The organism is Ardenticatenales bacterium (assembly GCA_020634515.1).
Classification (GTDB): domain Bacteria; phylum Chloroflexota; class Anaerolineae; order Promineifilales; family Promineifilaceae; genus JAGVTM01.
The window spans coordinates 857,074-870,773 of sequence record JACKBL010000001.1; the positions used below are offsets into that span (position 1 = coordinate 857,074).

General features: G+C 60.1%; 12 protein-coding genes. 4 read left to right on the forward strand and 8 right to left on the reverse strand.

What is annotated here, in order from left to right:
• Positions 1-11: 11 nt before the first annotated feature.
• The 4 genes from H6650_03255 to H6650_03270 all read right to left on the reverse strand — a co-directional run bounded on the left by H6650_03255 (position 12) and on the right by H6650_03270 (position 5,625).
• Complete coding sequence (locus H6650_03255) at positions 12-1,910, reverse strand: peptidoglycan DD-metalloendopeptidase family protein (protein ID MCB8951010.1); 1,899 nt, start codon at positions 1,908-1,910, stop codon at positions 12-14.
• A gap of 41 nt (positions 1,911-1,951) precedes the next feature.
• On the reverse strand, positions 1,952-2,344 hold the full coding sequence (locus H6650_03260) for a hypothetical protein (protein ID MCB8951011.1): 393 nt from the start codon (positions 2,342-2,344) through the stop codon (positions 1,952-1,954).
• Between the two features lie 525 nt (positions 2,345-2,869).
• The gene (locus tag H6650_03265) at positions 2,870-5,047 is read right to left on the reverse strand and encodes a DNA translocase FtsK (GenBank protein MCB8951012.1); all 2,178 of its coding nucleotides are present in this window, start codon (positions 5,045-5,047) and stop codon (positions 2,870-2,872) included.
• Positions 5,048-5,328: 281 nt separating this feature from the next.
• Complete coding sequence (locus H6650_03270) at positions 5,329-5,625, reverse strand: isoamylase early set domain-containing protein (GenBank protein ID MCB8951013.1); 297 nt, start codon at positions 5,623-5,625, stop codon at positions 5,329-5,331.
• A 269-nt stretch (positions 5,626-5,894) separates the two neighbouring features.
• Here H6650_03270 and H6650_03275 point away from each other — a divergent pair, with 269 nt between their 5' ends.
• The 3 genes from H6650_03275 to H6650_03285 are packed head-to-tail and all read left to right on the forward strand — an operon-like array spanning position 5,895 to position 8,331.
• A complete protein-coding gene (locus H6650_03275; GenBank protein ID MCB8951014.1) occupies positions 5,895-6,647 on the forward strand; it encodes a hypothetical protein in 753 nt (250 codons plus the stop codon).
• Positions 6,640-7,539, forward strand: coding sequence for a hypothetical protein (locus H6650_03280; protein MCB8951015.1), 900 nt, complete (start codon positions 6,640-6,642; stop codon positions 7,537-7,539). Before H6650_03275 ends, H6650_03280 begins: the two co-directional genes overlap by 8 nt.
• Positions 7,540-7,557: 18 nt before the next feature.
• Positions 7,558-8,331: an enoyl-CoA hydratase/isomerase family protein gene (locus H6650_03285; GenBank protein ID MCB8951016.1), complete on the forward strand. Its 774-nt coding sequence runs from the start codon at positions 7,558-7,560 to the stop codon at positions 8,329-8,331.
• A 155-nt stretch (positions 8,332-8,486) separates the two neighbouring features.
• Here H6650_03285 and H6650_03290 read toward each other — a convergent pair whose 3' ends face one another.
• Positions 8,487-8,780, reverse strand: coding sequence for a hypothetical protein (locus H6650_03290; GenBank protein MCB8951017.1), 294 nt, complete (start codon positions 8,778-8,780; stop codon positions 8,487-8,489).
• A 373-nt stretch (positions 8,781-9,153) separates the two neighbouring features.
• Here H6650_03290 and H6650_03295 point away from each other — a divergent pair, with 373 nt between their 5' ends.
• Positions 9,154-10,779, forward strand: coding sequence for an NACHT domain-containing protein (locus H6650_03295; protein MCB8951018.1), 1,626 nt, complete (start codon positions 9,154-9,156; stop codon positions 10,777-10,779).
• Between the two features lie 119 nt (positions 10,780-10,898).
• Here the strand turns inward: H6650_03295 and H6650_03300 are convergent, their stop codons facing one another.
• From H6650_03300 to H6650_03310, 3 genes are all read right to left on the reverse strand, one after another.
• Entirely contained in the window at positions 10,899-11,402 is a 504-nt protein-coding gene (locus tag H6650_03300; GenBank protein MCB8951019.1) for a hypothetical protein, read from the reverse strand.
• 59 nt (positions 11,403-11,461) lie between these two features.
• The gene (locus H6650_03305) at positions 11,462-11,599 is read right to left on the reverse strand and encodes a hypothetical protein (protein MCB8951020.1); all 138 of its coding nucleotides are present in this window, start codon (positions 11,597-11,599) and stop codon (positions 11,462-11,464) included.
• A gap of 282 nt (positions 11,600-11,881) precedes the next feature.
• On the reverse strand, positions 11,882-13,573 hold the full coding sequence (locus H6650_03310; GenBank protein MCB8951021.1) for a hypothetical protein: 1,692 nt from the start codon (positions 13,571-13,573) through the stop codon (positions 11,882-11,884).
• Between the last annotated feature and the right edge of the window lie 127 nt (positions 13,574-13,700).

Here is a 13,700-nt window from a genome sequence, read left to right on the forward strand (position 1 = left end):
CAGATTACCAGTTATTGCGGTCGATTTTGGCGAATAAACGCCCGCGGATCGACATAGTCGCGGTCAATTCGGCCCTGATCCAGGCCGGGCCAATCACCTGGGTTGACAAACAGAGCTTCGGTGGGACTGATGTCGAAGTGCAAATGGAAGGGGACCGGATTTTGTGGATCGCCTTGCCCAATGCGGCCAATGACGTGGCCGCGGCGCACCCGATCACCCGTCTGCACGTCCATCCGCTCCAGGTGGGCGGAGCGGGAATAGACGCGCGGGCCACCCGGTGTTAAGGGATCGTGACGGATGACGACGAGGTTGCCCCAGGCCTCGCGGAATCCGGCAAATGTGACTTCCCCGCTGGCAACGGCGAAAACGGGCGCGTGGGCGTCGGCGTCGAAGTGGCCGGGGAGATTCAGATTGAGGTCCGCGCCTGTGTGCAGCACGGATTTGCCGCGCAGTGTGTAGAGCGAACCGTAAGGATTGACGTCCACCCACATGCCTGGCCATACCTGGGCACCGTGGCGTTCGGCATCCGTGCCGATGGGCGCGTCGAATCCGTCTGCGAGGAGGACGCCGGGTGTGCCTTCCACGACTTTGTGCCAGCGAATGCCGGCAAAACCCACCTCGCGCCCTTCTTCACCCGTAAAATTGGTGAGATTCACCTGGCCACTGGATGGGTTGTTGGCGTCCAGCTCAAAAATACCCAGCGACACCCAGACATCGGAGAAACGCTGTTGGTTGACGTCCACAGGGACCGGCTGGTTCTCACCGACGACGCCGTGGACGTAGTAGCGGGCGCGGCGAGTGGTGGCGTGCAGGCCAGGGATCCAGGCGCTGACGTTGTATTTGCCAGACGTGGTAATGTCGGGCATCCAGATGGCCCAAACGCTGCTGGGCGTGCTGCCGACGCTCCGGGCGAATTTCATGCTCTGGCCCAGGCGCGTGAAGGGTGTGAATCCGGCTTTGGGGAATTGGGTGTGCAGGCCGTCGAAGTAGCCAGGTTCGCCAACGTTGATAACTAGCTCTTCTTCCTGTTCGATAAAGGGGAGGCCGCTGTCGCTTGGATTGGTGGGATCGTAACGGAAGTTGGCGATGGCGTCCCACAGAGCCGTCCCTCCGACGCGGGTGTTGCCCGGATCGTTGAAGGCATGTTCCCAGCTCCAGAAGTTGACGGCGGGCAGGGCCAGGGTCTTGGCTTGCGTCAGGAAGCGTTCGATCTGGCGTGGGGTGGCGCTCCAGTAGGTGTTATCCGCCTGAGTTTCGCCATAGGCTGCGCCTGTGGGGATGAAGAGCTTACGGGGGAAGCGGTCTTTGTAGTCTTCGTAGGATTCGGTGAGGTTGGTGATGGCGTCTCCTTCTTTGCCGCCGAGCATTGCCCAGTAGATTTGGGGCATGGCGATATCGCACTCTTCCATGAAGGCGTCAAAGGGGAAGCCGGGTTGGAATTTGGGGAAGCGGTAGGTGCTGAGCGCGAGCAGGACGTCGTCACCCATTTCCTGGCGCAGGCTGCGGGTGAGGGCGCTGGCGCGTTTTCCGCCTTCGGTCGTGGACCATTTGTTGTTGCCGATGTTTTCCGCGTTGAGGACAAGGCCTTTGAGTCCGAACTGTTTGGCGCGGTCGGCGAAAACGCGGGCCTGGTCTTCGGGCATGGTACGTTGTCCGTAGACAAAGGAGAAGCCCCAGACGGTGATGTTTTCGGCTTTTAGGGCGTTGATCAGGTCTTGGGTGGCGCGTTCGCGGTGGCCGCCGGGGTCCTGATCGGGGATGGGGAAGGGGTCGCCCCCGTCCGCTATTTTGATGATGATGTGTTCGATGCCGGCATTTTTCGCCGTCCGTGCCGCTTCCGTAGCATTCATATTCATCCGCCGCAGCACTTCGTGCGCCCGCCAGACATACAATCCTTTTCCTGAAATCATTGCCCTCACTCCTTGAGACCGGCAATGCGATCCTTGCCGATTTACCAGTCTCCACAACATGACTTGAGGCACGGCAGAATGCCGGCATTTCTGCCCACACTCAAACAGCCGCCGCACAAGCTCTTGCCATGACGCTGCGCTTGATTGCTGACGTTTTGGCGGCGTGGAGACACTCGCTCGTCGAAGCCATCGTCAGCCAGACGTATCACCTTATATCTAAAATACTTGTCAAAATGAAAGGGACCACTAGACATTTGTGCCGTTGATACACCCACCGGGGGATTGGGGGCGAACGAGCCGGCAACAAATGTCTGTGGGAAATTGCGGTTGCTCGATTGCCGCCACGGATCACCCAGAATTTGGGGGATAATCAGGTGGAAGGAGCCGCGAAGGTATTTCGCCTGAATAAATAAGGAACGCTGCCTGACAGACATAGACTCTCTAATCGAAAAGTCTATCCACAAAGACTTAGTTTTCGCGTTAAGGTTCTGTCGTCAGGAAGGTTGCCTCAGACCTCAAACGGCAACGTTTGAGGCGCAGGCGGCGTGTTTGCCCCGCACAAACCAGGAATGTGCCTGGGGCGGATATACTGCATACTTTGGCGCAACAAACTCCCCGTGAAAAATGGCTGTGTGCCGAATTCTTCAAAAAAACCTAAATGTGCTTGCGCCACAGAACACTTCTTCAAACGCCGTAGCGGTAGCAGAAAGGATTAATTCCTGCTACCGGGGTGCTTTCCGAAAACACCCTGCCCATCGACCCTTTCCGAAGTACATGGAATTATTATACTCCTATAGCGGTGGAAAGAGTAGGGGGGAGAGAAACGGAAATCAATTGCCCGTCTCCGCTCCTTACTTAGGCTTTTTCGGAATTTGAATGGTCCTATTCCATACCGCAAAAGCCGCAGGCCAATCCAGAGAATCGCGCCTTTTCCGGATCGATATTTTTCTGGGTTGGCCTTAATCCGACTGCTCCTCCAGATAACGCTCCAGGGCGTCTCCGTCGTCTTCGTTGACGAGACTTCGCCGCGTGCGTCCCCCCTGTTTCGGGTCTTCCACCATTCCCATCTCATACAACGCTTCCATGAGACGCGCCGCGCGCGGGTAGCCCACGCGCAACTTGCGCTGCAACAGCGAGGCGGAAACCGTATCGTGTTCCTGGGCGAAAGCCACGGCCTGTTCTAGCAAGTCATCCGTCTGTCCAATCACCTGCATCCGCGCCAGCACAGCCTCCCACGGCGCGGTCCCCGCATCATAATCTGGCAGAACCCGCCGCCAATGCGCCACGATGGCATCAATCTCATCGTCGGCTACGTAGCATCCCTGAATGCGCTGAGGCGCGCTGGCATCAGGGGAAAGGAACAGCATGTCACCGCGCCCCAGCAGATGCTCTGCTCCTACACTGTCTAAGACCACGCGCGAGTCCGTGGTGGAGGCCACGGAAAAGGCGATGCGGGCGGGGAAGTTGGCCTTGATCAGGCCTGTGATCACGTCCGTGGAGGGGCGCTGCGTGGCGACGACGAGATGGATGCCCGTGGCGCGGGCCATTTGCGCCAGGCGACAGAGGGTGCGCTCCACGTCGCTGGGATACATGGCCATCAGGTCGGCCAATTCGTCAATAAAAACGGCCATGTATGGCAGCGGCTGCACGTCCGGGCGGCGGCTGACCCGCTCGTTGTAGACGGTGATGTTGCGCGCGCCCAGTTCCGCGAACATCTGGTAACGTTGATCCATTTCCGCCGTCAGCCAGCGCAAGACGCCGATGACGCGCTCGTGGTCCGTTTCGACGTTGCCCAACAGGTGGGGGAGGCCGTTGTAGCGGGAGAGTTCGACTTTTTTAGGGTCGATGAGGACGATCTTCAAGCGGTCGGGCGGGTTGTTGAAGACCAGGGTGCTGATCAAGCTGCCCAGACAGACGGATTTGCCGGAGCCGGTTGTGCCGGCAATCAACAAATGTGGCAGTCGTCCCAGGTCCGTGGCTACCGCCGTCCCCGACACATCTCGCCCCAACGCCACCGCCAGCGGACTCTTCAGCCGACGAAACGCATCCGACTCCAGCACCGCCCGCAGCCGTACCGCGCTGATGTCCATGTTCGGCACTTCGATGCCGACCACGCTGCGCCCGGGCACGGGCGCTTCAATGCGCAGCCGTGGCACTTTCAGCGCCAACGCCAGGTCCTTGTTCAGCGCCGCAATCTGTCCCACGCGCACCTTTTGCTGATGCGGCTCCCCATCCGGGCCGTTGCGCTCGATATAGCCCGGCGTGACCCCAAACTGCGTCACCGCCGGACCTTGCCGCACGGTTGTCACTTTGGCCGGCAAACCAAAATCCATCAGCGTCTGTTCAATAGTGCGCGATTTCTGCGTAATCTCCTGTGGACTGACGGCCGTTTCCTTACCCACTTGCAGCAGCGACAGTGGCGGCAGCATGGCCGGGCGCGGCGGCGGTGGTGGCGGAACGACCACCGGCGGCGGCGCTTCCGCGGGTTGCGCCGATGGTGGCGTCGTCACCTGTTTTGCCGCGCGCATCGCCGCTGCCTGTGCTTCTAACTGTCGCGCCCACTCATGCAGCCGCGTGGAGGCCAGCGTCAGCCAGCGCACGCCATCGTTCCAGGTCACTCTGGCGACCAGGGCGACGCCTACCAGCAGCAGCGTCACCTGTAACCCATCGGTGAGAATGGGGCCGAGAAACGCCAGCAGTGGCTCCGAAAGCGCCCAACCAATCAATCCGCCCCCTTTGCCCCCAAACGCGCCCGCCAATCCCGCGCCGCTGAGTTGGTGCGTCAGGGCCAGCGCGGAAAGCAGCACCAGTTCCGTGCCAATGACCTGCGTTGGCCGTACGCGATAGGGGCGGGAGACCTGGCGCAGGGCAATATGCACGCCCAGGGCTATGAGGGTTAAGGCCAATGGGTAGGCTCCCCATCCGGCCAGCAGGCGAAGCTGGCCGCTGATCCAGTTTAGTGGCGCGGAGCGGGTGAGGTGCAGCAGGCTGAGCAGAATGAGCAGCCCGGCCAGGGCGCAGAGCAGCCCGACCAGTTCAATGCGCCACGGCAACAGCATGGTGATCAATCGCTCGTCCCAGGTGGAAGTGGGGGGCGTGGTGGATGGTTTGTTGGCGGAGGGTTTGGACCCGGCCATGTGGTACGGTCTCCATCTTGTTGTTGCCGGCATATGCCGGCAGAACGCATGAGCTTATTATAACATATGCCGGCAAAAACAGACTTCGGCGGCGTGCAAACAAAAAAGAGCGGCTCAGGTATGACCTGAACCGCTCTTCACGTAGGGGAAGGTTTCACGCAATGAATGCGTTAGTGTGACTATACAGGTCATCTGCCCAGATTGGACCAATTTGCTCTGGTTGAATCTTATTGATGTCTACAAAATTGGTCCAATCTCTCGGAGACGTGAATAGTTACGCGTTAGTTACTATAGGTGAAGACGACGCCGTTGTCGCCGCCATGCTCGTTAGGACGGTAGGCATCGGCGGCTTCGTCGTTGTACCAGGAAACGCCATCAACCAGGTAGCGGAACTGGTATTCGCCGCCCTTGGGCAGACGGACTTTGGCGCGGAACGCCCCGGCCTTGTTCTGGGTCATGGGGATGGGATTCCAGCCGTTTTGTTCGCAGACGAGGACGACCTGGTCCGCGTCTTCCGGCGTAAATTGGAAGGTGACTTCGCATTCGTCCTTGGTCTTGAAGAATCGTTTTTGCAGCATGGTAACCTCCTTGAGGTAATCATTGTGATTGTCGTTGAATAGATGCCGGCATTTACAAACACCAACAGCCCCTGCCAGCCTCATTTTTCGCATCAAGCCACGACGCCCATGCGTCATGGGCAAAACAGCGGCTGATTATAAAAAGAATCCCCCCCCTGTCAAATCCTCGGATAAATCCATGAATACCAGATGAGTGACTCCAGGAAACCAGGAAAGAACCAATCGGAAAAAGCCTTACGCTTGCCCTGGTTCAGTGTTAAAATTTGCCCATGAATACTCGAAAACCGCCTCCCTTATCCGCCCCTGTGCGCGCTTTGCTCTCGTTGCTGCTGCCCCTGTTGGTCGCCGCGTTCCTCGCGGGTCTGTCTGGCCTGCCGCGCACGGGCGCGGACCCGCGCGCGCGTGGCGTGCTTGTTCTCGGTGGCATCGGCCTGACGAGTTGGCTGTTGGCGCTGTTCTGGTATGGTCTGGCGGGGGTTGGATTGCGTGGGAGGAGGCCGTTGTATGCCGGCATCGGCTTCGCCACCCTCGGCTGGTTAATCCTCCTCGCCGCCCGCTTCCTCCTCATCCCCAGCGCCCAACTCACCAACGCCGACGCCGGCCGCACCTTCTTCTACCTCCTCGTCTTCGAAAGCCTCTGCACCCAACTCTGGACCTTCGGCATCCTCTTCTGCGGCGTCGCCGACTGGCGCGGCCCCCTCACCGGCACACTTGCCGCCGGCGTCGTCTTCGGCCTCAGTGGCAGTCTCCTCTTTGGTGAATCCGTCCTCACCGGCGCGCTCCCCCTCCTCTTCTTCCTCGTTTGGGGCTTCCTTTATGGCCTCATCCGCCTGCGCACCGGCAGCCTCCTGGGCACCGTCGTCATCCAGGCCCTGCAAAGCTTCACCACCTGGCATATTCTCGTCCCCCGCCTCCCCGCCGATCCCAAATACTACAGCCAGTTCTACCTGGTTAGCAGCTTCCTCTTGGCCATCCTTATCTGGCGGCTGTGGCCCAAACGGAAGGAGGATTATCGTGTCTGAACTTGTCGTTACCCTGGACAATCGCGTTCGCCTCGTGGGCGCGGTGCTGGCCGGCAGCCACTGGCCGCAAATGGAACAGGCGCAAACCGTCCACGCCGTTCATCCGCAGGCGAAACGGACACGCCAGTTTGTCGCCGCCCATGCGCGGCATCCCGCTATTCAACTTGCCAACGCCGCCCTGGATGCGCGTGTTCCCGTGGCCGACCTGTTCGCCGCCGCCCTGAACGCCGCCTGGCCCACGTTTACCCCCACTGGTCCCTTGCCCGCAACCTTCGCCGCCGCGGAATGGACGGAGGCGCTGGCCGATTTCTACGTGGACACGGCCATCGCCGCCTTTTTCTGGGCCGACCATGCCGCCCCCTGGGAAGAAGCATTACGGGATTTGCGCGCCATCCACCACGACAGCCCACTGCCTGCCTTCCTTGCGCGACTTGTGGGACATCCGCTTGATGCCGGCATTCACCTCACCCCCAACCTCGCCTACCCCGCGCTGCAAGCCATCCTCACCCCAACCCCCGCCGCCCTCACCTTCATCCTCCCCCCGCCCAAAGCCGTCGGCGAATCCGCCCCCTGGCCCTACCGCGAGGGCGCGGACTGGGTGCTGGCGGAAACGTGTTACCATCTTTGCGCCCACTTCCTCCAACCCGCCCTGGCCGACCTCGCCTCGGCGGAGCAAGCCGCCCTGCTGCACGCCGTTGTCGCCGCCTTTCTCGCGCAGGCATCCGGCCCCGGCGACAGCCAGGCGTACATCGTCAGCAGCAAACGCCAGTTCAACCTGCCCCAACTCCCCCAACTCGTCGCCCAACTCCAATCCCACCTGGCCGCCCCCACCAACGTGCCGCTGCTGACGGCCCTCATTAACCATGCAACAATTCGCCCATTCACCACATAATGATTGATGGAGACTCGCATGACCTACGAACTCATTCTCACCCAAACTCACGACCGCGTGGGCGTGATCCAGTTTAACCGCCCCAAAGCATTGAATGCCCTCAATCGGGAGATGATGGCCGAAGTGATGGACGCGGCGGAAGCGTTTGACGCGGACGCGGCCATTGGCTGCATTGTCATCACGGGCAACCAGCGCGCCTTCGCCGCCGGCGCGGACATCAAGGAAATGGCCGTAGCCACCCCCGTGACCATGCTGGACAACCCCTTTATTGACTACTGGGACCGCCTGCGCCGCATCAGCAAGCCGGTCGTCGCCGCCGTCTCCGGGTTCGCCCTCGGTGGCGGCTGCGAGCTGGCCATGGCCTGCGACATGATCATCGCCAGCGAGACAGCCCAATTCGGCCAGCCGGAAATCAACCTGGGCGTCATCCCCGGCGCGGGGGGCACGCAACGCATGGCGCGCGCCGTGGGCAAGGCCCTGGCTATGGAAATCGTCCTCAATGGCCGCTTCCTCAGCGCGGAAGAAGCGGTGCGCTTTGGCCTGGCGAACAAAGTCGTGCCCGCCGAATCCTACCTGGAAGAAGCCATCCGCTTCGCCGCCCAAATCGCCGCCCGCGCCCCCGTCGCCCTGCGCCTGGGCAAAGAAGCCGTCAACGCCGCTTTCGAGACCACCCTGCAAACCGGCCTGGCCTACGAACGCCGCCTCTTCTACATGCTCTTCGCCACCGCCGACCAGAAAGAAGGCATGGACGCCTTTATTAACAAGCGCAAGGCGGAATGGCAGGGCAAGTGAGGAATAATTAATTGGGTGAATTCGTGAATGGGTGAATGGTTAACGGGATGGCGCCTGGCATAAACGGGTAGAGCGGGTTGGCACCCCCCTACAGATCAGCCTGCCAGGTTTTTTGCAGAGAAAATCTGGCAGGTTTACAATTTCAAGAATTCCCGTCAGTAAGCCACACGCTTTTCAGATTTCTCCGTTTCGGAAAAAGAAATCGCTTCCGATACGGCTGCCTGGCGTAAAGCCTCTTCTAAAAAATGGCGCAAGTTATTTTCGTCGCGAATGCCGGCATTCAACTCCGCCAAACCAAGCTCAATCGCTGAAACCAGATCAGAATCAGTCGAATGGGGATCAATGAGCAGCAAAGGCAATCTGGCAACGTACCAATCTTCGAGTTCTTCAATGGTAATAGCATTCTCGATAAATTGAACGATTTTTCTTCTCAATTTGGACGATAACATGCGGGAAAACCCTCCAGACAGTCAACTCACAGTAGAATGGGTGACGGCAGACATTATAAGACATTACTTTAACACCGGTCAATACTATGAGAAAGCAAAGTCAGGATCTCTTATCTCTTACTTGAAAAGAAACTCTCACCCTGATCAACCGCCGCCTGGGGAACCGGTCTGTACCCACAGTCAAATTGTTTACTATTACTCGCAAGAGAACAGCCTGGTAGCCGTTGTGCATCAATACTACCGTCCGGATGGGACAGTTGGCGGCAGCGGACTACCAGATCCCAAAAGACTTGTTTTAGAAGGACGTATTCTTGCTGTACGCGCAAAATGAAACGCCTCTTGAGCCAATACTTATTACTCCAGGGGATGAAGCATGAACCTGAAACTGACACCTGAATGGCGCCGCCGCCTGACGCGAATAGTCGAATTACTGGTCGTAGTTACCGTGGTCATGGCCGCTGCCAGCCTGTGGCAGTGGTACCGGAAGGGCGGCGGCTTTGAAGCGATTTACGTGGCAGTCGGCGTACTTCTGGCTGCGTTGTGGACCGCGTGCCGCTGGCTCAGGCGAGAAGGGGAACTGGTTGCTCCGCCGGCGACAGCCCTCTCGCTGTCGCCGCGCAGCCGCGAAAACCTGCTAAACCAGATGCAGACAGCCTGGATTGACGGTTTCCTGAAGCAGTCGCTGCACTACGAAGTCCTCAAACTCGCCCTCCACCACCGCCCGGACGCTGTCGGACCACGTCCGTGGCAGTTAGTGCTGCAGCAGCCAGGGCAGCCAGACGCGCCTGTATCCCCCGACCACTCTTTGCTGGACTTGTTCACCGCCAGCGGACGCAATCTGCTCATCCTGGGCGAGCCGGGCAGCGGCAAGACGATCACCATGCTGCAACTGGCGGAGGTGTTGATTGTAGCAGCCCGCGAGGACGACGCCGCGCCCGTCCCCATCATCCTTAACCTTTCCTCCTGGGCGCAGGCGCAAAAACCGTTGCCGGAGTGGATGGCAGAGGAGCTATTTGTGCAATTTGGCCTGGCTCGCAACCTGACCCACGCCGCCATTGTCCAAAATCAGTTTCTTTACTTGCTGGACGGGCTGGACGAAGTGGCCGCCAATGCCCGCGCGGACTGCCTGACAGCGATCAATGCCTTCAAAGAAAAGCACCCCGCGGAGATGGTCGTCTGCAGCCGCGTCGCCGAGTACGAAGCCTTACAAGAGCGGCTGCACATGGGGACGGCGATTCAGATTCAGCCATTGAGCGATGCCCAGGTTGACGCCTACCTGGCGCAGGAAGGACTGGAACTACAGGCGGCGCGGGCCACCCTGGCGCACGACCCCGATCTGCGCGACCTGGCCCGCGCCCCCCTCATGCTCAACCTGATGGCCCTCGCTTACCGCGGACTAACCCTTGCCGACCTGCAACCGCTGGGGAACCATGCCGCCCGCCGTCGCCACCTCTTTGACCACTACGCCCATCGCATGTTTGCCAGGCGCTCGTTGCCAGCAAACAGTCCTTACACCCAGGCCCAAGCCACCCGCTGGCTGGTTAACCTGGCGCAAGGGATGGCGCGGCACGAACAATCCGTTTTTTACATTGAACGCCTGCAACCCACCTGGCTGCAAAACAGTCGCCTGCATCACTATTACCCGCTATTGAGCGGGCTGATTGGCGGGCTGATTTTCGGGCTGATTGGCGGGCTGTTTGTCGGGCTGATTGGCGGGCTGTTTGTCGGGCTGTTTGTCGGGCTGATTGAGTACGGGGGTGAGGCAGTTATCCAGCATTATGTGCTGCGGTGGCTGCTGGCGCGGGTGCTGCCGTATCCCTTCCGCGACAGCCGCCTGGTCGCCTTCCTGGACGCCATGCACGAGCGCATCTTGCTGCGGCGGGTGGGTTTTTGTGCATCGCTCGCTGCTGGAGTATTTCGCCAGCCTGGCGGAAAACGCCCGCGAATGATTTGGGGGCGTTTCATTTTTGTTGGCCGCCGCCGTAGGATAATTGGTTGAATTGTCCCCCCGTCACGAGGGGACAATTTGGGCAAATTGTCCTACAAGTTATCCCCACAGCGCCGCTCCCATTAACCATTCACCCATTCACGAATTCACCCATTAACTCTTTCCACGGGTCAGTCCAGGCGCGTGATTGTTAGCTGCACGTGCCCGTGGTTGTTGAAGTAGAATGCCGGCATATCATTGGCAAAACTGTAAAAGAGTCCTGATGTCGTCACCGTGTACGTCGCCTCCGTGCCAATGAGAAAGGCATCATCCAACGACTGCCCGATGGCGCCAATGAGGGCAAACCATTGCTCATCCGGCATGCGCCGAAACGGTTCAAACGGCACCATATTCTCGCGCGTGAACCCATCGGCGTTGGTAACCACAAACCAGTCCAGCCACCAATCCTGTGGATCGACCGATAGCGCGTAACTCTCCCCTTGCAGCAGCAGCAGGCCACTCCAGTTCCACTCTGTTTCCGCGCGCACATCCACCGTCGCGCTTTCGCCCACCTGCAAATGGGTAAACGGGCCATCTGTGCGCCCACGTTCGGCGGCGACCTTGCTCGCACCCCCCGCGCCCCCCAGCCACAACAAACCACACAAACCAAGCGTCAATAACCATGCTCGTCTCATACGAAACCTCCTATCTTGTAGGGCGGGTTGCTAACCCGCCCGCGTCCGCGTTCCACAGCTTATCGCGGCGCGTAAACCGCAACCACCCCATTTTGCCACACAGGCTGCAAAAAGGCAGCTTGGGCAGGGTCGAAATCACCCAGGTCCCGTTCGGCGGGGCCGTAAAAGACGTAGTCTATCCCGTTTTGCGCCAGCAATTACCGTCGCCATCCGCCTCACTGTAGGACAATTCGCCGAATTGTCCGCTTGTGGTAGGGGACAATTTTGGCAAATTGTCTTACCCGCTTTGCACCAGTAATTGTCGTCGCCATCCGCCTCACTGTAGGACAATTCGCCGAATTGTCCGCTTGCGGCGCGGGACAATTTTGGCAAATTGTCCTACCCGCTTTGCACCAGTAATTGTCGTCGCCATCCGCCTCACTGTAGGACAATTCGCCGAATTGTCCGCTTGTGGTAGGGGACAATTTTGGCAAATTGTCCTACGGGGCGGATGGGACATAGAGCGTGACGAGTTCGTTTTGCCAGATGGGGTGCAAGTAGGGGGCGCGGGCGGGGTCGAAGTTGCCCAGGTTTCGTTCGGCGGGACCGTAGAAGATGTAGTCAATCCCGTTTTCCGCCAATAATCGTCGCCGCCAGGCGTCGCTGGTTGTGGCGGCGAAGAATTGTTCGGCTTCGGCTTTGCGCGTAGCAAAATCCAGGGTTTCGTATAGATGTCCCACAAACACGGCGTCCCCCGTGGACGCCGGTAAATAGCTTCCGGTCCAGTAGGAGGCCAGCACACGGTCGCCGGGACCGCTGGCATCACGCAGCCAGGTCATGGCCGCTATCTCCTCCTGGGGGCGGAACAGGGGATATGGTTGGATCAGCGCCAGCGTTGCCAGCGCCCCCGTATACAAATAAAGGCTCATGACGCTGTTGCCGAGCAGGATCAGCAGCAGGAACAGGCGGCGCACGCCAGCGGGGCGGTAGCGGGGGCGGCGCAGCAGCGCCTTTATCGGGCGGGCGCGCAGCAGCCAGGGCAGCACGGCGGTCGTTAGCCCGTAGGCGGCCAATGTTGCCAGGGGGATTTGCAGCCCCTCCACAAAGCGGCGCTGCGGCGGCACGGGTAGGTAGAGCAGCAGCGCTGCCGCTCCCACCCAGACCCACAGGAAGGCAAAGGCCAGTTGCGCTGGTGGCTCCATGCGTCGCCAGGCGCGCCAGCCCGCCAGCGCCAACAACAGCAGCGGCGCATAGGTGAGCAGGTAGTGCAGCGGATGCGGGGAAAGCGTCACCGCCTGCGCGTTCCAGGCGCGGTAGACGCTGCTGGTTTGGATGGCGCGGAAGTAATACAGGTACAGCGGCAGAGGAATGAGCAGGGTGGCGGTCAGTTCTATTCCCTGGCGCCAGAGGATGCGCCGCGCCCGGAACATGAGCAGGAGGAGCGTGCCGCCCATCACGGCGGCCAGGAGCAGGATGAGGAAGGGGTAGATGACGGCCAGGGCCAGGTTGGCCGCGCCCGCGCCCAGCAGAAACAGCCGGCGGCGGCGGCCAGGCGGTTGGCCCCAGGCGTACAGCAGAAGGAGGAAAAAGAGGAGGATGAAGGTGATGCCGGCAACAAAATGCGGATACGTGAGCGCGCTAAAAAACAGGTGCGACTCCGGCATCTTCAGGTCCAGGGGGACGGCTTCGGCGGCGCGGGTCCATTCCCACGCCTGGGGCAAACGGACCACATCCCACCCGCTGCCCCCCAACGCCAACAAATACGCCATCCAGCGCGCCCCCCGCTGCCGCAAAAACGTGGCCGCGAAGAGGAAGGTCGCCAGGAAGACGGCCACGTCCCCCACGAATAACCCCAGATGCCAGGCTCCCACCACGGACAACCCCAACCAGCGCCCGACGTGCCCCAGGAAGAGGTAGAAGCCTTCAATAAAAACGGGGGTGTGTGGCTCCAGGGTGAATAGATCGCGGTAGACCCATGCGCCCGCGTGTCCCTGGGCGATGGCGGAGAGATAGGTTCCGTCCTCGACGTTTTGCAGCAGGCCGGTGTAGATGCTGCCCGCCGGCGACAGCCAGTGGCCGAGCAGATAGGGCAACAGGAGCAGCGCCGCGCCCGCTACGGCCACGCCTGCCGCTGTTCCCCACTCGCGCGGGGATAATGCCGGCATCTTCAAACCCACAACGACACTCCCCACTCCTCAACGCCTGGAGTTCGCATACGTTTGCCTGCGCTAATGCCTGTTGATGAGGTTGCCAAATTTCATGGTTGCGTGCGCCTATTGTACTGCATTCGTCCTTTCCCTGGCAGCACGCCGGATGATG

Coding starts and splice junctions, on each gene's coding strand:
- H6650_03290 (MCB8951017.1), bottom strand. CDS start 8,780: ATGTTATCGTCCAAATTGAGAAGAAAAATCGTTCAATTTATCGAGAAT.
- H6650_03270 (MCB8951013.1), bottom strand. CDS start 5,625: ATGCTGCAAAAACGATTCTTCAAGACCAAGGACGAATGCGAAGTCACC.
- H6650_03300 (MCB8951019.1), bottom strand. CDS start 11,402: ATGAGACGAGCATGGTTATTGACGCTTGGTTTGTGTGGTTTGTTGTGG.
- H6650_03295 (MCB8951018.1), top strand. CDS start 9,154: ATGAACCTGAAACTGACACCTGAATGGCGCCGCCGCCTGACGCGAATA.
- H6650_03275 (MCB8951014.1), top strand. CDS start 5,895: ATGAATACTCGAAAACCGCCTCCCTTATCCGCCCCTGTGCGCGCTTTG.
- H6650_03285 (MCB8951016.1), top strand. CDS start 7,558: ATGACCTACGAACTCATTCTCACCCAAACTCACGACCGCGTGGGCGTG.
- H6650_03260 (MCB8951011.1), bottom strand. CDS start 2,344: ATGTCTGTCAGGCAGCGTTCCTTATTTATTCAGGCGAAATACCTTCGC.
- H6650_03265 (MCB8951012.1), bottom strand. CDS start 5,047: ATGGCCGGGTCCAAACCCTCCGCCAACAAACCATCCACCACGCCCCCC.
- H6650_03255 (MCB8951010.1), bottom strand. CDS start 1,910: ATGATTTCAGGAAAAGGATTGTATGTCTGGCGGGCGCACGAAGTGCTG.